Origin of the sequence: uncultured Intestinimonas sp. (assembly GCF_944387725.1) — a bacterium.
GTDB lineage: Bacteria > Bacillota > Clostridia > Oscillospirales > Oscillospiraceae > Intestinimonas.
Map to the genome: position 1 here is coordinate 13,909 of NZ_CALXGA010000009.1, position 19,123 is coordinate 33,031.

Annotated in this window: 17 protein-coding genes and 2 pseudogenes; 7 read left to right on the forward strand and 12 right to left on the reverse strand. The window is 64.7% G+C overall.

Annotation, left to right across the window (positions count from 1 at the left end; translation table 11 throughout):
* Positions 1-86: 86 nt before the first annotated feature.
* The 4 genes and pseudogenes from Q0K09_RS02545 to Q0K09_RS02560 all read right to left on the reverse strand — a co-directional run bounded on the left by Q0K09_RS02545 (position 87) and on the right by Q0K09_RS02560 (position 4,812).
* Entirely contained in the window at positions 87-1,451 is a 1,365-nt protein-coding gene (locus Q0K09_RS02545) for an ethanolamine ammonia-lyase subunit EutB (protein WP_294472445.1), read from the reverse strand.
* An 11-nt stretch (positions 1,452-1,462) separates the two neighbouring features.
* The gene (locus tag Q0K09_RS02550) at positions 1,463-2,848 is read right to left on the reverse strand and encodes an ethanolamine ammonia-lyase reactivating factor EutA (protein ID WP_294472448.1); all 1,386 of its coding nucleotides are present in this window, start codon (positions 2,846-2,848) and stop codon (positions 1,463-1,465) included.
* Positions 2,849-3,044: 196 nt separating this feature from the next.
* Positions 3,045-4,112 carry an iron-containing alcohol dehydrogenase gene (locus Q0K09_RS02555; RefSeq protein WP_294472451.1) on the reverse strand — a complete coding sequence of 356 codons (1,068 nt, stop codon included), beginning with the start codon at positions 4,110-4,112 and terminating at the stop codon, positions 3,045-3,047.
* A 205-nt stretch (positions 4,113-4,317) separates the two neighbouring features.
* A pseudogene (locus Q0K09_RS02560) lies at positions 4,318-4,812 on the reverse strand (acyl-CoA dehydrogenase family protein).
* 53 nt (positions 4,813-4,865) lie between these two features.
* On the opposite strand from Q0K09_RS02560, the pseudogene Q0K09_RS02565 reads away from it, so the two are divergent.
* From Q0K09_RS02565 to Q0K09_RS02580, 4 genes and pseudogenes are all read left to right on the forward strand, one after another.
* Positions 4,866-5,072: pseudogene (locus Q0K09_RS02565) on the forward strand (hypothetical protein); the annotation flags it as partial.
* Positions 5,073-5,359: 287 nt separating this feature from the next.
* Positions 5,360-5,839: a recombinase family protein gene (locus Q0K09_RS02570; protein WP_294472529.1), complete on the forward strand. Its 480-nt coding sequence runs from the start codon at positions 5,360-5,362 to the stop codon at positions 5,837-5,839.
* A gap of 300 nt (positions 5,840-6,139) precedes the next feature.
* Positions 6,140-6,367 (forward strand): hypothetical protein, encoded by a 228-nt coding sequence (locus Q0K09_RS02575; RefSeq protein ID WP_294472453.1) that lies wholly within the window; start codon positions 6,140-6,142, stop codon positions 6,365-6,367.
* A gap of 187 nt (positions 6,368-6,554) precedes the next feature.
* Positions 6,555-7,151: a hypothetical protein gene (locus tag Q0K09_RS02580; RefSeq protein WP_294472456.1), complete on the forward strand. Its 597-nt coding sequence runs from the start codon at positions 6,555-6,557 to the stop codon at positions 7,149-7,151.
* A 287-nt stretch (positions 7,152-7,438) separates the two neighbouring features.
* Here the strand turns inward: Q0K09_RS02580 and Q0K09_RS02585 are convergent, their stop codons facing one another.
* Genes Q0K09_RS02585 through Q0K09_RS02595 form a run of 3 tightly spaced genes read right to left on the reverse strand, consistent with a single transcriptional unit; the run spans position 7,439 to position 9,571 of the window.
* Positions 7,439-8,314, reverse strand: a complete 876-nt coding sequence (locus Q0K09_RS02585; protein WP_294472458.1) for a radical SAM protein — start codon at positions 8,312-8,314, stop codon at positions 7,439-7,441.
* Between the two features lies 1 nt (position 8,315).
* Positions 8,316-9,380 (reverse strand): histidinol-phosphate transaminase, encoded by a 1,065-nt coding sequence (gene hisC, locus Q0K09_RS02590; RefSeq protein WP_294472460.1) that lies wholly within the window; start codon positions 9,378-9,380, stop codon positions 8,316-8,318.
* A complete protein-coding gene (locus tag Q0K09_RS02595) occupies positions 9,377-9,571 on the reverse strand; it encodes a DUF951 domain-containing protein (protein ID WP_294472462.1) in 195 nt (64 codons plus the stop codon). The genes hisC and Q0K09_RS02595 overlap by 4 nt, the downstream gene beginning before the upstream one ends.
* 157 nt (positions 9,572-9,728) lie before the next feature.
* Between Q0K09_RS02595 and Q0K09_RS02600 the strand changes: the two genes are divergently transcribed.
* The 3 genes from Q0K09_RS02600 (at position 9,729) to Q0K09_RS02610 (ending at position 12,181) form a co-directional block, all read left to right on the forward strand.
* Entirely contained in the window at positions 9,729-10,661 is a 933-nt protein-coding gene (locus Q0K09_RS02600) for a S1 RNA-binding domain-containing protein (RefSeq protein ID WP_294472465.1), read from the forward strand.
* Between the two features lie 138 nt (positions 10,662-10,799).
* A complete protein-coding gene (locus tag Q0K09_RS02605) occupies positions 10,800-11,879 on the forward strand; it encodes a vWA domain-containing protein (RefSeq protein ID WP_294472467.1) in 1,080 nt (359 codons plus the stop codon).
* A 2-nt stretch (positions 11,880-11,881) separates the two neighbouring features.
* Complete coding sequence (locus Q0K09_RS02610) at positions 11,882-12,181, forward strand: hypothetical protein (protein WP_294472469.1); 300 nt, start codon at positions 11,882-11,884, stop codon at positions 12,179-12,181.
* A 160-nt stretch (positions 12,182-12,341) separates the two neighbouring features.
* On the opposite strand, the gene Q0K09_RS02615 is transcribed toward Q0K09_RS02610, so the two are convergent.
* From Q0K09_RS02615 to Q0K09_RS02635, 5 genes are all read right to left on the reverse strand, one after another.
* Positions 12,342-13,838 (reverse strand): UDP-glucose--hexose-1-phosphate uridylyltransferase, encoded by a 1,497-nt coding sequence (locus Q0K09_RS02615; RefSeq protein ID WP_294472471.1) that lies wholly within the window; start codon positions 13,836-13,838, stop codon positions 12,342-12,344.
* A 2-nt stretch (positions 13,839-13,840) separates the two neighbouring features.
* Positions 13,841-14,833: a UDP-glucose 4-epimerase GalE gene (galE, locus tag Q0K09_RS02620; protein ID WP_294472474.1), complete on the reverse strand. Its 993-nt coding sequence runs from the start codon at positions 14,831-14,833 to the stop codon at positions 13,841-13,843.
* A gap of 170 nt (positions 14,834-15,003) precedes the next feature.
* A complete protein-coding gene (locus tag Q0K09_RS02625; protein WP_294472476.1) occupies positions 15,004-16,377 on the reverse strand; it encodes a penicillin-binding transpeptidase domain-containing protein in 1,374 nt (457 codons plus the stop codon).
* Entirely contained in the window at positions 16,370-18,178 is a 1,809-nt protein-coding gene (locus Q0K09_RS02630; RefSeq protein ID WP_365931262.1) for an FtsW/RodA/SpoVE family cell cycle protein, read from the reverse strand. The genes Q0K09_RS02625 and Q0K09_RS02630 overlap by 8 nt, the downstream gene beginning before the upstream one ends.
* A 94-nt stretch (positions 18,179-18,272) precedes the next feature.
* On the reverse strand, positions 18,273-19,037 hold the full coding sequence (locus Q0K09_RS02635) for a helix-turn-helix domain-containing protein (RefSeq protein WP_294472479.1): 765 nt from the start codon (positions 19,035-19,037) through the stop codon (positions 18,273-18,275).
* Positions 19,038-19,123: the final 86 nt, after the last annotated feature.

A 19,123-nucleotide genomic window follows, 5' to 3' on the forward strand; every position in this document is an offset into this window, starting at 1 on the left:
CCCGCCCTTCGGGCAGGGCTCATTCATTCCGTTGTTCGTCCTCTCCCCGGCGGGCCCGGGCTTGCCGGCCCCGCCGGGGGCCCTACCTACCCCAGCAGAACGGATCCGTCCCCCGCCAGGGGGGTGAGCTTCCCGTTCTCCACAAAGCCCATCCTCTCCAGCCACTCCTGGAAGGGCCGAATGGCCGTCAGGCCGAAGAGCTCCCGGAGGGCGGCCGTCTCGTGGTAGCCGGTGGTCTGGTAGTTGAGCATCACGTCGTCCCCGTGGGGGATGCCCATAAAGTAGTTGCACCCGGCGGCGGTGAGGAGGACAGCCAGGTCCTCGATGTCGTTCTGATCGGCCTTCATGTGGTTGGTGTAGCAGGCGTCACAGCCCATGGGGATACCGGTGAGCTTGCCCATGAAGTGGTCCTCCAGCCCCGCCCGGATGACCTGCTTGGAGTTATAGAGGTACTCCGGGCCGATGAACCCCACCACCGTGTTCACCAGGAAGGGCTGAAAATGCCGGGCAAAGCCGTAGCACCGGGCCTCCATGGTCACCTGGTCCCAGCCATTGTGGGCCTCGCTGGAGAGCTCGGAGCCCTGGCCAGTCTCGAAGTAGAGGACGTTGGGGCCGGTGGCGGTGCCCTCCCGGAGGGCCAGCTCCCGGGCCTCGGCAATGGTCTCGGCGGTGAAGCCAAAGGCCTCGTTGCCCTTCTGGCTGCCGGCGATGGACTGGAAGATCAGGTCGGCGGGGGCCCCCCGGCGGATGCACTCCATCTGGGTGGTGACATGGGCCAGAACGCAGGTCTGGGTGGGAATCTCCCAGCGGGTCTTGATGGCCTGGAACCGCTCCAGCACCCGGGTGACGCTCTCCACCGAGTCGTCCACCGGGTTGAGGCCCAGCACCGCGTCCCCCACCCCGAAGGTGAGGCCCTCCAGCAGGGAGGCCATGATGCCATCTGGGTCGTCGGTGGGGTGGTTGGGCTGGAGCCGGGCCGAGAGGGTCCCCGGCTCCCCGATGGTGGTGTTGCAGGTGGCGGTGACCCGGAGCTTCTTGGCGGCGTAGATGAGGTCCAAGTTGCTCATGAGCTTGGCAGCTGCCGCCACCATCTCGCTGGTGAGGCCCCGGGAGAGCCGCCGAACGGCGGCGCCGTCGTTCCTGTCGTCCAGGAGCCACTCCCGCAGCTCGGAGACGGTCCAGTTTTGAATCTCCCCATAGATTTTCTCGTTGACCCCGTCCTGGATGATCCGGGTGACCTCGTCGTCCTCATAGGGGACGGCGGGATGGTTCCGCAGGTCGGCCAGGGTCAGGTTGGCCAGCACCACCTTGGCGGCCACCCGCTCTTCGGCGTTCTCAGCGGCGATGCCCGCCAGGCGGTCGCCGGACTTCTCCTCATTGGCCTTGGCCATGACCTCCCGGACCGTGTGGAAGTCGTAGACATGGCCCAGCAGCTTGGTCTTTAAGATCATCAGTGTTCCTCCTATCGCACCCCGGCGGACTGTCCGGGGCTTTGTTGAAAGGCCAGGGTCTTCACTACCACCGGCAGGACGGCGCCTCCCGCCACGGGAGCGCCGATGTCGATGTAGTCCCCGTCCCGGACGGAAACCCCGTCCAGGCACAGCAGGGGACCCGTCCCGCCCATGGCCTGGCCCAGGACCTTGGCCAAATCCCGCTCCACCACCACCACGGGGAGAAAGCCCCGCTGGACCAGAGGGGCCAGCCCCGCCCGGATGCCTTCGGCCAGCTGGGTCACCCGGCGGTAGGGAGGCGAGGGCTCCCCCGCCAGGGCCAGGGCCACCTGGGAGAGGCCCTCCTGGTCGGCGTACCAGGCGAGTTTTCGGCGGATGGCCTCCCCCAGAGCCTCCGGCGGCAGGGCCGCGTCCCGATCCTCCAGCCAGAGCACCGGCAGGTTCTTCAGGGGGAAGTCCACCCCCTGGTAGTAGATGGTGGAGCCTGAGACCTCCACCGAGTGGGCCCCCGCCCCGATGACAGTGGCCCGGATGGTCTCCGCCCCCCGGAGGAGGTCGAAGCCCCGGGCCTCCAGCCGCCGCCGGAGGGCGGGGCCCAGCAGGGGCCCGATGTCGCCAAAGGCCCGCCAGTCCGCCGGCGGGTCCCACATACAGTCGGCCACGCCCCCGGAAAAGGAGAGCACCCGCACCCCTGGCGGGATGGCCCCCTCCAGTCCCGTCCCCATGGCCTCCAGCAGGGGCTGGAGGTCCTCCGGGCCGGGGTGGTCCCCCAGGGCGGGCGCCGGCACCGCTCCGCCCCCGGTCCACTCCTCCAGGGCCGGGGAGCAGTAAATGATTCGGCCCGCCGGGTCCAGCTTCAAGAGCCGCCCGCCGATGTTGAGGCAGCCGGTGTCCCGGAGTTCCCCGTTTTCAAAAAGGGCCAGGTTGGAGGTTCCCCCGCCGATGTCCAGGTGGAGCAGCCGGCAGCGGCGCTCCCTGGAGATCTGGTCGGCCCCCGCCCCCCGTGCGGCCAGGATGGACTCCAAATCGGGGCCGGCGGTGGCCACCACAAAGTCCCCGGCGAAGTCTGACAGGGCGGCCAGTACCTCCCGGGCGTTCTCCTTCCGGGCGGTCTCTCCGGTGATGATGACCGCCCCGGTCTGGACCTCCTCCCGGCGGAGCCCCGCCTTTTCATACTCCTCCGCTACGATGTCCCGGACGCCGGCAGCGTCGATGACGGTGTCGGAGCGCAGGGGAGTGAAGTGAATACCGCTGCGGTAAGTGACTGCTCGGTTGGTGATGGCCACCTGGGGCACCGAAAAAGGGTTGGCCCGATTCTCCAGCGTCAGATCGGACACCACAAATTGCGTGGTGGAGGTGCCGATGTCGATGCCTACCGATTTTAGGGTTTCTGTCATATCGGCACCTCCACCACCGGGGCCCCGCAACGCGGGGCGCTCGCCAGAGCGTAAAATCGGAGCAAAGCGGAGATTTTCCGCAGGGGCAATTCACTTGCCCCGAGTACTTCAAAATCCATCGGGCTCCCCACGGGCTGCCTGCCAGCCTGTGGGGAGGATGTTCCAATGTCGATGCCGGCTGATTTTCGTGTCTCTGTCATGCCCCGCCCCCGATTTCCAGCAGCATGGCCTGGAGGTCCCCTGCCCGGACCTCCCGGGGGTTGGCGGGGATGCAGGCGTCGGCCAGGGCGGCCTGGATAAGGCCGGGCAGGGCCTCCCGGAGGTCTCCGGCGGATACCGGGAGCCGGGGGGCGATCTTCAGCCGGGTCCGCAGCCGGGTCAGGGCAGCGGCCAGCGCCCGGGGATTCCCAGCCAGGCCGCAGAGCCTGGCCAGCCGGCTGTATCCCTCCGCCGCCCGGGGGTCCTGGGCGTTGAAGAGAATTACCTGGGGCAGCAGCAGGGCGTTGAGCCGCCCATGTGGAAGGTGGAACCGTCCGCCCAGAGCGTGGGCCAGGGCGTGACACACCCCCAGCCCGGCGGCGTTGAAGGCCATACCCGCCATACAGGAGGCGTAGAGCATGTCCCCCTTGGCAGTCCGGTCCCCGGTGTAGGCGGCGGGGAGGCGCTGATCGGCCAGGGCGAAGGCCCGTTCCGCCAGGGCCCCGGAGAAGGGACTGGCCCCCCGGGCCACGGCGGCCTCGGCGGCGTGGGTGAGGACGTCCATGCCGGTGTCGGCGGTGACCTGGGGGGGCACCCCGTCCAGGAGGCCGGGGTCCAGAACTGCGGCCTCCGCCAGCAGGCCGTCATCCACCAGGGGGATTTTCACCCCCCGGTCGGTGTCGGTGAGGACGGCGAAGGAGGTGACCTCGCTGCCGGTGCCCGCCGTGGTGGGGATGCACCAGAGGGGCGGGCGCTCCTTCCCGCACCAACACATGGCCTTGGCGCAGTCCATGGGGGAGCCGCCGCCAAAGGCCACCACCGCGTCGGGCCGGAAGGCCCGGAGGGCGGCCACCCCCTCCGCCACCAGCCGGAGGGACGGGTCTGGCTCCACCCGGTCGAAAACCTCCACCGGCCCGGTGAGCCGGGCCTTCACCCGGTCCAGGAGTCCGGAGGAGGCCAGAAAGGCGTCGGTGACCACCAGCACCCGCTTCCCCGCCAGGGCGTCCAGGGCCTTCATGGGCTCCGGCCCGAAATAAATTTTGGGCTTGACCGCAAATCGTTCCATGCTCCACCCCTGCTTTTTCCTTGATGGCCTTAGTATGGCAGGAGGGCAGAAAAATATCGCAGGTACAGAAAAATTTCTCCCCTCGCTTTCGTGCCGCCGCGCTCCGCCTGTGGGTATAAAAAAGGACAGCCGATTTTCTCGACTGTCCTTCTGTTCCGAAATCATGCCCGCAGAATCAAAGGCAAAGCGGCTGGTTCCCGCAGCCTTACCCCTTGAGCAGATTCCGGGAGATGACCATCTTCTGGACCTCGGAGGCGCCCTCGTAGATGCGGAGAATCCGGGCGTCCCGGTACATGCGCTCGATGGCGTAGTCCTTCATGTCGCCGTAGCCGCCGTGAATCTGGAGGGCCAGATCGCAGCAGAATCAGGCGGCCTCGCCGGCGTACCACTTGGCCATGGCGGCCTCAGTGGTGCAGGGCTTCCCCTCCTGCCGCAGGCCGGCGGCCCGGAGGGTCAGCAGCCAGGCCGCGCCGGCCCGGATATCCATGTCCACCAGGTACCACTGGAGCCCCTGGTTGGCGTTGATGGGCTTGCCGAACCGCACCCGCTCCCCGGAGTACTTCACCGCCTCCGCGCCGGCCCCGCAGGCCTGAGCCGCGATGCCGATCCGGCCCCCGTCCAGGCCCATCATGGCGATCTTGAAGCCCTCGCCAAGATGGCCCAGGATGGCCGTCTTGGGTAAGCGCACATCCTCCAGCACCAGCTCGGATACAGCGGCTCCTCGGATGCCCCTCTTGCCCGGGACAGGGTACTATGAGCGATCTCCTGGGTGGCGCGTAACTCCCGAAAATGGACACGCTGAAAAAGGAGCGCCGGGAGCGCTCCGAAAAGAAAAAGGCTCTCTATGCTGAATACCGCAAGGCCCAGGCGGATATGTGGCAGGCTGTTGCGGTCAAGGCGAACATTGACCATCTGCTCGGCCATACGGACGGGCGGGAAAATAAGGCCCAGGAGCGATAGCTCCGGGACGCAGACAACAGGCGCTTGCGCCTGGACTTCTGGACACTTTGGACTGCACCCCGTCAAGTAGACAGGGAAATAAAAAGCAAAAAAATTCTATTTTAAGGTTTCATGTACTTAGGGCTTGTTTGAAAATTGGCGATGTGTCCAGCAGCGAGGGGTTTTGGGCCGCTGGCAAGCAATTTTTTCGCAGGAATCCTGGCGGATTTCAAGGAAAAATTGCGCCGTCCAGGGGGCAAAAGACCCGCCGGTTGGGCATGTTGACATGTTTCAAACAAGCCCTAATTATGGATAGTAGAATAGATGCAATTTACGGGCGGCAGTCGATTGACAAAAAGGACAGAATCAGCATTGAACGTCAATTTGAATTTTGCCGCTATGAGCTTAAAGGCGGTGAGGGTAAGGAATACAAAGACAAGGGCTACTCTGGCAAGAACATTGAGCGCCCCGACTTCCAGCGGCTTCTGCAGGACATCAAGCTGGGCTTGATTAAGCGGGTGATCGTCTACAAGCTGGATCGGATTAGCCGTTCCATCGTGGACTTCGCAAAGCTCATGGAACTGTTCAAGCAGTACAATGTGGAGTTTGTGTCCTGCACAGAAAAGTTTGACACTTCCACGCCAATGGGCCGGGCGATGCTCAATATCTGCATTGTCTTTGATGACTGGGAGTCCGTGAGCTTTGACGATAAGCGCAAGGCGGTTGATATACTCATATCACAGATTGACGCTACCAGTGAGAGTGTTACAATCCACTGGAAAATCTAAAACCTTTTCACTTGGCATTATGCCCTTGCAAAAAATAGTTTGCTGTATTTAGATAGAAGGGTTGGTCAGCGGAGATTGGCTTTGATGAACGAAACCATAGCGGAAGAGCCAGACCCATTCCAAATATTTTACGCAATCCGCGCAAAAGCAGAAGGATTGCTGTAAATTCCCAGATATGATACCCTTTTTGACCGTCCCTGCAAAAAAGGTGGATAAAAGGAAATGTTTGTTGTAAAATAAAAGTTGATTGTAAAATCAAGTTGATCACCGAAAAGAAACGTCCACAGTGACCTTTATCCTGTGGTAAAATATGCCGTGGGCGACGGCTACCTGCTGCTGGCCTATCTGGCCGGGGATGTGCAGCCGGAGGACATAGAGCAGATGACGGAATATGCCCCGGCTAAAATCATCATCTCCCGTGACAGCGTTGCCGACGATGCCGCCATGGCCAACGCCTACTCCATCCTGCGGGACCATGGCGTTGAATTAAAATTATTAAAATATGGTTATCCCTTTCGACCGGCTTGAAATTTCTTGATATAGCTGTGAGTCAAAGAAAAAAGAATCATTCCGAATACAACAGAGTAAAGTTTGCGTATTTCCAGGGCGATATCACCATAGATAAATTAGCTCCAACGCCTTCTGCTGCAAGGAGTTGCAATTCGCTGATGCAAAGGGATAACCATATTATTAAAATTAGAGTGAGGGGAAAGAAATGGAATACAATCAGCTTCCTAAGGGTTTTTTCAAAAAGAATCCGCTCGACCAATTATCCGCTGCCAATATTGCCTATTTTTCCATAACTGCCGGGTTTGATGAGGATCTGGAGAATGAAGTGTTTGATTTGGCAAGAAAGAAAATGGATGCCCAGCGCTTGGATAAAATCAATCGGGAGCGGGAGGAAATCCCCCATCTTGAGACCGGCGAGGACTTTGTTCGGTTTATGCGGAGCGACTACGATATCGTAAACCGTCACATGCTATGTAAGCGGGCGCTGACTATGCAGCAGATCGTCATCCCGCCCATGCTGCACAGATTTTGTACCAGTATGCAGGATATGTTTATCGAGACCGCAGTATATATCCTGGCCCATGCGGAACAGTCCTATGTGGAGCAGCTGAAGACCCTGTACCCGAAAATTCGGGACCCTTATGCACAAAGTATGACCTGCCTGGTGTTTGGGATCCAAAAACAAGAGGATACCCTTCCTCTGCTGCTGGCGGAATACCAGCGCCTACAGAAGGAATTCCCGGAAGAAAACCTGGGCCAAGGGCCGCTGCTGGCCATCTATATCCTGTACAATAAGGCGTGATTGCCGTGAAACTGGTACTTCACCCAGTTAGAAATTGGAGATTGGATTTCGAGCGGAATTTTTGCGAAACAAGGCAGAGGACGCCGGCAGGCAGTCGTCCACCAAGGACGATAACGAAGTGATGCGGAAATTCCGCCGGAAGGCAAATGCAGGTCTCTGGCTTGGTGGAGTACGAGTACTCCACCAAGCCTTCCAAATGGACGCGGTCAACGCTGTGGTGGATGAGCGGCAGACTTCTCTTCTCCCGGAGATGGGCCAGAGCAACGCCCTCTATGTTTTTCCGCCGGTCAGAACCCCCGGGTCCACTCGGGGCGCATCCCCGCGCCGCTCTCCAGGGCCCGGTCCAGCTGGGCCAGGAACCGCTCCCGGTCCTCCGGTAGGCTTCCCTTCAAAGGCACATAGTTGGAGGCGTGGTCGCAGGTGAAGTGGAGGGGGTCCACCTCCAGCTTTTCGATGAGGAGCCGGGCCTCCCTGAGGGTGTCCATGGGGGTCACGGGCTGGAATCTGCCCGCCTGGCAGTCCTCATAGAGCTCGGTGCCCGGATAGAGGCTCAGGGTCAGGGCGGAGAGGTGTCGGGGCTTCATCTGGTTCATCATAGCGGCGGTATCCAGGATGTGGCGCTCTTCCGCCTCCTCCCCCCGGCCCGCCAGGCCCAGGAGGATCATCACCCACAGGTCCATGCCCGCCTCCCGGAGCCGGAGGCCGGCCTCCAGCATCTGCTGGGCGTCCACCCCCTTCTTCACCTTCTTCAAGAGGGCGTCACAGCCGGTCTCCACCCCCAGATAGGCCCGGGCCAGGCCGTGCTCCCGCAGGAGTTTTAAGTCCTCCGGGGACTTGGTGAGGGTGCTCCTGGGGCCGGCGTAGGTGGTGACCTTTTCCAGGGAGGGAAAGGCGGCGTAGAGGGCGTCCAGGATGGTCAGCAGGTCCTGGGTCTTCATAATGATGGCGTCCCCGTCGCAGAGGAAGACCCGCCGCACGTCGCCGTAATAGGCCTTGGCCATGCGGATGTCCTCCAGGATGTCCTCCATGGGCCGGATGTGGAACTTCTTGTCCCGGTACATATTGCAGAAGGTGCAGGTGTTGTTGGAGCAGCCCACCGTGGCCTGGAGCAGGTAGCTCTTCCACTCCCCGGGGGGCCGGTAGATATCGCCTTCGTATCGCATGTCAAACCTCCGTGAGTTCTTTCAGGGCGGCCGTCAGGGCGGACATCTCCCCGTCGGCGCCCACTGTAATCCGCAGGCAGTCCCGAATGCGGGGCCGGTCGAACCATCGCACCAGAATGCCCCGCTCCCGCAGACCGTCCAGCAATACCTTGGCCGGGACCTCCGGGTGGCGGACAAAGAGGAAGTTGGCCTGGGAGTCGGTGACGGTAAAGCCCATATCCCGCAGAGCCAGGGCCGTCTGGTCCCGTGTCCGAACCACCTGGGCGGTCCGCTCCTGGAAGTAGGCCGTGTCCGCGATGGAGGCCGCCGCCGCAGCCTGGGCGGCCCGGTCCACGGTGTAGGAGTTGATGGAGTCCCGGACGCACCGCAGGGCGGCGATGAGTTCGGGACAGGCCAAGGCATAGCCCACCCGGAGTCCCGCCAGGGCGTGGCCCTTGGACAGGGTGCGCACCACCACCAGATTGTCGTACTCCCCCACCAGGGCGTCGGCTGAAGCGCCGCCGAAGTCGATGTATGCCTCGTCCACCAGCACCACCTGGTCCCGGTGGGCCTCTAGGATGCGCCGGATGCCGGCCAGCTCCACCGCCAGACCGGTGGGGGCGTTGGGGTTGGCCACCACCACCCCGCCGCAGCCAGGAGGGAGAAAATCCTCCACCGGCAGGGTAAAGTCCTCCGCCAAGGGGACCAGCTCCACCGGCAGGCCGAAATAGCGGGCATAGACGGCATAGAAGGTGTAGGTGATGTCGGCAAAGCGCACCGGCCGGTCCGGGTCGAAGAAGGCCTGGAAGCAGAAGGCCAGCACCTCGTCGGAACCGTTGCCGGGAAAGACCTGCTCCGGGGAGAGGCCATGGACGGCGGCGGCGGCGGTGCGCAGCTCGATGCACTCCGGGTCTGGGTAGAGCCGCAGGCTGTCCCCGGCGGCGGCCCGAAGGGCCTCCAGGGCCTTTGGAGAGGGTGGATAGGGGTTCTCGTTGGTGTTGAGCTTGATGAACTGCCGGTCCCGGGGCTGCTCCCCGGGTACATAAGGGACCATGTCCCGGATGCGCCGGCTCCAATGCTTTTTCATGTGGCTTCCTCTCCCTCCCGAAAGATCTTGCGGATGCTCTTTTCCGCCTTGCTCCGGGGCAGCATGACCTCATGGCCGCAGCCCTGGCACCGAAGGCGGAAGTCCATGCCCACCCGGAGCACAAGCCACCGCTTGCTCCCGCAGGGGTGGGCCTTCTTCATCTCCAGCACATCGTCCAGACGCACATCCATCTCTGACCGCCTCCCGTCTCCGCATGGGTTCCCCTTGGTTCGGGAACCGAACGGATATCATTATAAGTTCCCAAGCCCTCCCTGTCAATTCCCGGTTTCCCGCCGCATATAGTGACCTATCCAGAAAAAACACAGCGACGGAAAGGAATGATGCGGGATGCTCAGCCGCTTTCTCCCCGAGGGCCGGCGCCTGAACACGCCGGAAAACCGTGGGGCCTGCGCCAGTCTGGAGGCTCTGCGCTCCGCCCGGGACCGGGGCGTCATCTTGGAGGGTCAGGCCCTCTCCTGCAGCCCGGAGCACCACCTGACGGTCTCCCTGGGCCCCTTCACAGGGGTGATCCCCCGGGAGGAGGCCGCCCTGGGGGTGGCTGAGGGGACCGTCCGGGACATCGCCATCCTCTCCCGGGTGGGCAAGCCGGTGTGCTTCCTGGTGGAGGAGGCGGAGGAGGGGCCGGAGGGCCCCCGCGTCCGCCTCTCCCGCCGCCGGGCCCAGATCCTGGCCCGGGATGCACTGATGGCCCGGCTCCGGCCGGGGATGGTCATTCCCTGCACCGTCACCCACTTAGAGCCCTTTGGGGCCTTCGTGGACATGGGCTGCGGCCTGGCGTCCATGATCGGCATCGAGCACATTTCGGTCTCCCGCATTCCCCATCCGGCCTGCCGCTTCACTCCGGGGCAGGAGATCTTCGCCGCCGTGCTGGACACCGACCCGGCGGCGGGCCGCGTGCGGCTCACCCACCGGGAGCTGCTGGGCACCTGGGAGGAAAACGCCCGGCGGATCTCCCCCGGGATGACGGCGGTGGGCTGGGTCCGGGGCATCAAGGAGTACGGGGCCTTTGTGGAGCTCTTCCCCAACCTCTCCGGCCTGGCCGAGCCCCGGGAGGACCTCCGGGAAGGGGACCGGGTCTCGGTCTTCCTCAAGGCCATTCTGCCCGAACGGATGAAGATCAAGCTGCTGGTCATCGACCGCCTGCCCCCGGATCCGGGCCCGCCGCCCCTGACCTATTTCATCACCGGCGGCCGCCTGGCCCACTGGCGCTACGCCCCCGAGGGCTGCCGCCGGACCGGGGCGGAGACGGCATTTGTCTGAGCACACCGGCCCAAAACCTGAGGTTCCCATGAACCCACAGTGGCTTCAGATGTTCTGAAAAGGGGAAGCTGTGTCGAATCCCGCCGCCCGCGCATAGGATGCCCTGGGGGGTCCTTCCCCCGAAAGGAGGTAACACGAATGGGTGTTACAAATTCTAATAAGGTTCTCAGCACAGACCGCATCGGCTGCGACGGGACCCTGCGGGTGACCCTGGCCCTGACGGCCACGCCGGATATCCTCACCAACCCCACCGACATCGTGCTGATTCTGGACCGCTCCGGCAGCATGGCCGGAGCGCCCTTGGCCAGCATGAAGGCTGGGGCCAAGCAGTTCATCGACATCATCGCCGAGGCCACCGGCGGTGCGCCCAGCGGCCAGATTGGCTCCGGCAGCCGCATCGGCATTGTCAGCTTTGCCGGAAACGCCGCGGATGACACCCAGCTTATCACCTCGGTGGCCGGCCTGAAAGCCGCCGTGGACGGGCTCACCGCCGGCGGGAACACCAACCACGCCGACGCCTTCTCCACCGCCGCCCAGCTCTTTGACCCGGCCTCGGCCAACGCTAAGGTCATGGTCATGTTCACCGACGGCAACACCACCACCGGTGCGCCTCCCGCCCCTGTGGCCGCCGCGGCCCGGGCCCAGGGCATCGTTATCTACTGCATTGGCCTGGTGGGGGCGGACGGCCTGGACGTGAGCGCCCTGAACGAGTGGGCCACCGACCCCGACGCCTCCCATGTGGCCGTGACACCGGACGCGGCAGACCTGGAGGCCCTCTTTGCCGCCCTGGCCGCCAACATCTCCAAAGCGGGGGCCACCGACATCGTCATCGACGAGCGGCTCCAGCCCGACTTCGTCCTCGCCAACATCCTGACCCCCAGCAAGGGGACGGCCACCCAGCTGGACAGCCGCTCCCTGCGGTGGACCATCTCCGAGCTGGGGGTGACGGCCAGCGAGAGCGCCACCCTGTCCTTTGACATCCGGCATGTGGCCCAGAGCTCCGGGGTCAAGCCGGTGAACCAGTCCATCACCTATTCCGATGCGGAGGGGAACCAGGCCGCCTTCCCCGACCCCTCGGTGACGGTGGACTGCGGCGGGGTGGTCTACACCGAGCCCTGTCCCATCCCCGTGGACCTGGAGGCCGAGGGCTGCGCCGACACCGTTCTGGTGGATCTGGGGACGTCTATCAGGAGTCCCAGGGCCGCATCCTCCAGCTGAGCGTGACCCTGAAGAACATCTGCCCTGGAAAGCGGACCGCCCTGGCCGCCATTCTCACCGAGGTGGACTCCCAGGGCAGCGAGTACCCCCGGGGCATGAAGACCATGACCATCCCCGCCCACAGCGGCCCCCACTGCCGGGATATCCAGGTGCGGTGCATCAAGTTCGTGGTCCCGGAGGACCTGGACGTCTCCGGCGGCTCCCCCCTGTCCACCTGTGACCGGCGGCGCTTCAAGGCACGGTTTATCGCCCACAGCATCGACGCCGGCTTCCAGTGCTGCAATACGGCGGCCCCCGTGTAAGGACCCGCCCCCCCATCGCCCGCCGGGCGGTGGTACATATCCCTCCCCTGCCCGGTCCTCCCGCCGGGCCGGACAAGCCGCAGGAGTGATGCCGCGCCCTCTCCCCGGCGAAAAAGCCCGGGCCGCGCCCCCAAAGGGCACGGCCCGGGCGGGCTGTGTCTCAGACTTGGTCCAGGAACCGCAGAAAGGCCGCCTTGCCCTCCTCGGTGCGCTTGTAGACACCGGCCTGCTCCAGGACCTGGGCAAAGACTAGGCCGGTCTCCCGCTCCACAATCTCCAGGGCGTTGTCCGGGGTGATGGCGTACTTGTCCCGGAAGCCCTCGGCCCAGCCGGCGTGCTTCTCGGTGAGGGGGCTGACCCGGAGATCGTCTCCGGACACCAGGGCGCCGGCTACCGCAGCGAGCTCCTCCTTCAGCCGGGCGGGAAGGACCGCCAGACCCATGACCTCGATGAGGCCGATGTTCTCCTTCTTGATGTGGTGGAGCTCGGCGTGGGGGTGGTAGACCCCCAGGGGGTGCTCCGGGGTGGTGATGTTGTTGCGGAGCACCAGGTCCAGCTCGTAGTCCTCCCCCCGCCGCCGGGCGATGGGGGTAATGGTGTTGTGGGGCTCTCCATTGGTCTCGGCCAGGAGGAAGGCCGCCTCGTCGGTGTAGCCCCGCCAGCTTGTGAGGATGCGGCCGGCCAGGTTGATGAGCCGATCCGGGTCTGCGGCGGTGAGGCGGACCACCGACATGGGCCACTTGACGATTCCGGCTCGCACATCCACATAGCCGGGGAAGGTCACCGGAGTCTCCACCGGGGCCTTCTCCATGGCAAAGGTATAGTGCCCTCCCTGGAAGTGGTCGTGGGCCAGAATGGATCCCCCCACAATGGGCAGGTCGGCGTTGGAGCCCACAAAGTAGTGGGGGAACTGCCGGACAAAGTCCAGGAGCTTGGCGAAGCAGTCCCGGTCGATCTTCATGGGCACATGCCGGCTGTTGAGGCAGATGCAGTGCTCGTTGTAGTAGACATAGGGGGAGTACTGCAAAAACCAGGGGGAGCCGTGGATGGTGATGGGGACGATGCGGTGGTTCCCCCGGGCGGGGTGGTTCACCCGCCCGGCATAGCCCTCGTTCTCGGCGCAGAGCTGGCACCGGGGGTAGTCCGCCGCCGGCAGGCTCCGGGCGGCGGCGATGGCCTTGGGGTCCTTCTCCGGCTTGGAGAGGTTGATGGTGATATCCAGATCACCATACTCCGTGGAGGTCACCCATTTCCGGTCCTTGGCGATGCGGTCCCGGCGGATGTAGTTGGTGTCCTGGCTGAACTGATAGTACCAGTCGGTGGCCTTTCGGGGGCTCTCGGCGCAGAGGGCACGGAAGGTCCCGATGACCTGGGCGGGCCGGGGGGTCAGCCGGCCCATGAGCATGGTGTCGAAGAGGTCCCGGTACACGATGGAGTCCTCCCGGAGCACGCCCCGGGCGTGAGCATCGTCCATCAGGGCCTTGAGCACCTCCGGCAGGTCGATGTCCCCCTCCACAGGCTCCTGGGGCGCCGAATAGCTGTCCAGCCCCAGGGCCTCCAGCAGGGTGTTTACCGCCCAAATCGCCTCGCTCTCCTCAATGAGTCCCGTCCGCCGGGCGTAAGTGACCAGCCGGGCAATGGCCGCGTCGCGCTCCATGCTCAGCCCTCCTCAAAACCGTTTGGGTGGCTCTTGTGCCAGGCCCAGGCGGTGGAAATAATGGTGGCCAGGTCGTCGTACCGGGGCTTCCATCCCAAAATGTCCTTGGCCTTCTGAGAGGAGGCCACCAGCTGGGCGGGATCTCCGGCCCGGCGGGGGGCCGCCTGGGCGGGGATGGGGTGGCCGGTGACGGCCCGGGCGGTGTCGATGACCTCCTTCACCGTGAAACCCACGCCGTTGCCCAGGTTAAAGACGTTGTTTTCACCCCCCTTGAGGAGATAGTCCAGGGCCAGAATATGGGCCTGGGCCAGGTCGCTGACATGGATGTAGTCCCGGACGCAGGTGCCGTCCTTGGTGGCGTAGTCCTCCCCGTAGATGGAGACGTGGTCCCGCTTGCCATTGGGCACCTGGAGGACGATGGGCACCAGGTGGGTCTCTGGGTCGTGGGCCTCCCCGATGGCCCCGGAGGGGTGGGCGCCGCAGGCGTTGAAGTACCGCAGGGCCACATACTTCAGGCCGTGGGCCTGGGAGACCCAGCCCATCATGTGCTCCATGGCCAGCTTGGTCTCGCCGTAGCAGTTGGTGGGGTGCGTGGGGTCGCTCTCGAGAATGGGCACCCGCTCCGGCTCGCCGTAGGTGGCGGCGGTGGAGGAGAAGACGATCTTCTTCACCCCATGGCATACCATGGACTGGAGGAGCACCATGGTGCCGTAGAGGTTGTTGTCATAGTATTTCAGAGGGTCGGACATGCTCTCCCCCACCTGAGAGGAGGCGGCAAAGTGGATGACCCCCTGGATCTCCTCGGCCTGGAAGAGGGTGTCCAGAGCGCCCCGGTCCCGGATGTCCAGCTGGTAAAATTTCGCCTTGGGGTGGACAGCGGCCCGGAAGCCGGTCTGGAGGTTGTCGGCCACCACCACCTCCCGGCCCGCATCGATGAGCTCGTACACGGTGTGGGAGCCGATGTACCCGGCCCCGCCCAACACTAGAATCGCCATAAAAACCCTTCCTTTCCGCTTTTCCAAATGACTTGGACGGCACCGCGCAAAGCCGTTTGTCGCTCTTTGTGCTGTGCTGCCTCAAATATCTCTCCCCTATTGTATCCTCTCCCCGGCTGTTTTGCAAGGGGGCGCGGTCCTTTTTGATGAGGACATAAATTGGGGGCCGGTCAGCCCCCATTCACCAGGGCGTTAAGGACGGCGGCGGCCACGTTCCCCGCCGTCTGGGAGCCGCTGCCCCCCTCCTCCACCACCACCACGAAGGCGTAGGGGGCGTCCTCATTCCGCAGGAATCCGGAGAACCAGGCGGTGGGGGACTTGCCGCCCCCCACCTCGGCGGTGCCCGACTTGGCGCAGAGGTCCATGTTGGGGAAGCGCCCGGTACCGTAGCCCTCGACCACATTCCGGGCCATCATATCGGCCAGGATCTCCGCCGTGCCGCTGTCGATCAGCCGCTCCGTCCGGCGGGTGAAATAGAACGAGGGGGGAAAGCCCAGGGGGGTCTCGGTTTTGAGGACCAGCTGGGGCGCCGCCGCCCGCCCGCCGCTGGCGATGGCCCCCATGTAGACCATCAGGGCACAGGGGTTCATCAGGTCGCCGGCCTGGCCCACGGCGGCCCAGCCCAGCTGGCCGGGGGTGAGGCCGTCCAGGGAGAAGCTCCCCGCCGCTGTCCGCAGGCCGCTGACCCGGTAGCTGCCGGTGAGGCCGGCCTGCCGGGCGTAGTTCTGGAGGACCCCGCCCCCCACCTCGTTGGCCAGCTGGGCGAAGACCCCGTTGCAGGACTGGGTGTAGGCGCCGTAGATATCCATCTCCCCGTGGGCGGCGGGACAGGTCACCAGCTGGTCCCCCACCTGGAAGGAGCCGGTGCAGGTGAAGGTCCGCTGGAAGAGGTCGGGGAGGTTTTCCATGGCGGCGGAGAGGGTCACCGTCTTGAAGACCGAGCCGGGGGTAAAGAGGCCGGAGAGGAAGCGGTTGACGTAGACCCCCTCATACCTGGGGTCGTCCTCCTGGATGTCCGGCGGGTCGGCGGGGTCGTAGGTGGGGGTGGAGAGCAGGCAGAGAAGTTCCCCCGTCCGGTAGTTGTAGACCCCCACCGCCCCCTTTTTGCCGTTCATGGCGTTGTAGGCCACATAGTTGAGATGGGCGTCGATGGTGAGGTAGAGGTCGTTGCCCGCCCCCAGGGGGCTATAGGCCCCGGTGAGGAGGTTATAGCCTGAGAGCTTGTCGGCAAAGGCCACCAGAGCCCCGGAGCCGATCTTCCCCTGGGCGTCCCCCACCACATGGAGGGCGGCCTCCCGGACGGTTCGGTTGGCATACCAGACCCGGCTGCCGTCCTCGTCCACCCAGGAGAGGACATCCCCGTCCCGGTCCAGCACCCGGCCCAGGGAGAGCTCCCCCTTGCTGTTGTAGAGGTGCCGGTTGGCGGCGAAGGAGACCCACCGCCCCCCGTTTTGGAAGAAGCGGAAGCAGAAGACGGCCAGCCCCAGCGCCAGGGCGGCGGCCAGAAGCAGGCAGACCGAGGCCCGCCGTTCGATTCTAAGCATCCAGGTCCACCTCCTGTTCCGGGTTTTGTCCCAGGAAGACGGGGGGCTCCCGCCAGGAGGGCAGCCGGATGGCAAAGCTGGCGTTGGGCCGGGTGTCGGTGGCCTTCAAAAAGGCCAGCAGGCCCCAGGAGGCCAGCATGGAGGAGCCGCCGTTGGAGACAAAGGGAAAGGTGACTCCGGTGAGGGGCAGCAGGTCCACCGAGCCGAAGACGTTCAGGCAGGTCTGAAAGACCAGCAGAGAGGTTGCGGCGCAGGCGGCGATGGTGTAAAAGCTGGACCGCCCCGCCCGGCAGGCCCGGACGGCGAAGACCGCCAGGGTGACGATGGAGAGGACGGCCAGAACCCCGATAACCAGCCCCCACTCCTCGCAGAGCATCCCGAAGACCAAGTCGGTGTCGGAGGCGGCCACGTTTTGGAGCCAGCCCTCCCCCGCCCCCACCCCCACCAGCCCGCCGGAGGCGGCGGCCGACATGGTGCGGACCTGCTGGTAGCCCCCGGAGCTGGCCTGCTCCCAGGCGTGTCCCCAGGTGGCAAAGCGCTGGAGGATATAGGGCTTGATGGAGCAGACCACCCCCGCCCCCGCCACGCAGGCCCCGGTGATAAGGGCCAGGGTGGTCCAGTCCCCGGAGCGCAGGTAGGCGATGACCAGGAAGGTGACAAAGAAGATGGCGGCGGTGCCGAAGTCGCTCATGAGGGCCAGAAAGCCGATGCACACCAGGGTGAGCAGAAGGAAGAGCCCCAGGTTCCGCTTGCGGAAGAGGCGCTCCAGGGTGGCTGATCCGGCGAAGATATAGCAGATCTTAGCCAGCTCCGAGGGCTGGAAGGACAGGGGGCCCAGGATAATCCAGTTCATGGCGCCGTAGCGGCTCTGGCCCAGGCCCAGGGCCCCCAGCACCAGGGTGATCCCCAAAAGCCCTATGGCCCCGCCGGCCATAAGCCAGCGGATGGCCTTCACCCGGTCCAGGTCCCGGAGAAAGACCCCCAGCACCACGAAGAGGAGGAGTCCCAGCAGCAGGGCGATGAGCTGCTTGAAGAGGTCCTCCGGGGCAGAGGAGGCGGTGACAGCCAGGGAGAGGGTGGAGAGGAAGAAGGCGATGGTCTCCATCTCAAAGCCCACCCGCCGGATGGCCCGCATGGCCAGGAAGTAGCCCCACATCACCGCCGTCAGGCAGAAGAAGGCGGCAGGGATGGTCAGAGGGGCGCCGGTCCCGGCGGCGGCCAGGAGCTGCCCGGCGGTGAGGACCTGGAAGACGGTGAGGAAGAAGAGCCCCGTCCAGGGGGAGACGGGCCGCTCCCGCTCCCGGCGGTTCCGGCGGCGGCGCTCCCGCTCCTCCGGCGGAACCGGGAGTAGGACGGTCTCTACCCCTCCCAGGCTCAGCACATCGCCGTAGGCCACCGGGGCGGAGCCCTCCACCACCCGGCCGTTGAGGACCACGCCCCCCTTGGAGTCCAGATCGTAGACTGTCCAGCGGTCGCCCTCGGCCCGGATGAGGGCGGCGTGCTGCCGGGAGACGGTGGGATAGCCCAGCACCACGTCAGAGGCGGCGGACCGGCCCAGGATGTTCTCCCAGTGGGTCAGCGGCTGGGAGAGGCCGTTTGGCAGGGTGAGACAGGCCCAGACCTCCGGCAGATGGGGCACCGTCAGCAGGGAGCGGATGCTCCGAACCAAAATCAGCAGGGCCAAAACGGGGAAGAGAAAGCGCACCACAGCGGTGTACCAGGCCACCACCAGGGGATAGTCCCCCAGCAGGGCGGCCAGCGTGCCGGCAAAGTCCCGCAGGGCGCTGAGGTATTGGTCCAAGGCGGACCCTCCTTTCCAAAGCAGTCGCGTGGATTTTCCGGCCCCGGGACGCAGGAGAAGTTCCGTCCGGCGGGCCGGAGAGGAAACCGGACCCTCAGAGCCAGCGGTAGTCCCGCACCGCCCCTAAAACGGTGCCCAGGCACTTAAGCTCGTCCCGCTCCCCCAGGGAGATGTCCTTGTAGTCCAGATTGACGGCCACCAGCTTGGTTTTGTTCCGGCTCCGGCGGAGCTTGCGGATGAATGCCTCCCGGTTCACCAGGAAGAGGCCGAGCTGGTTGTGCTCCGGCTGGACCCGGCTGACCCCCAGGATGGTGCCGGGGCCGAAGGCCGGATAGAGGGCCCTGCTGGTGAGGAGGACGGTGAAGTCGGCCTCCCGGGTGACAGGGTCCAGCAGGGTCTGGATGGGACGGACATAAAACCCCTCTCCGAAGGAGCCCCGGCGGCCCCGGGCCACGGACTGAAAGCACAGGAGCTTTCTGGAGGGGCCGTCAAAAAAGACCTTTGGCGACTGGTAGAGCAGAAGGCCCAGCACAGCCTCCAGCACCTGCTGGCTGTGCTCAGTGAGGCCCGCAAAGCCATCCAGCAGCTCGGCCTCCCGTTGGGAGAGGTAGCGGACGCCGCCCTCCTCGGCCAGGGCCTCCTTGGGGGCCTGGACCGGGACGCGGTCGTCCAGCAGGTAGTCCATGGAGATGTCCAGCACCTGACAGAGGCGGTAGAGGGCGGCGGCCGAGGGCTGCCGGGTCTGGCCCGTGAGGAGCTTGTTGAGGGTCCCCAGGGGAACCCCGGAGCGCCGGGAGAGCTCCTCGGCGCTCCAGCCGGACCTCTGTTTGACATAGAGCAGTTTTTCTGAAATAGCCATGTTTTACCAATTCACTCCTTCCTTCGACAACCGTTGCCCAAATCCGGTTAAAAATCACAGCCGGAGAGGGCAATTTTTTCATTGCC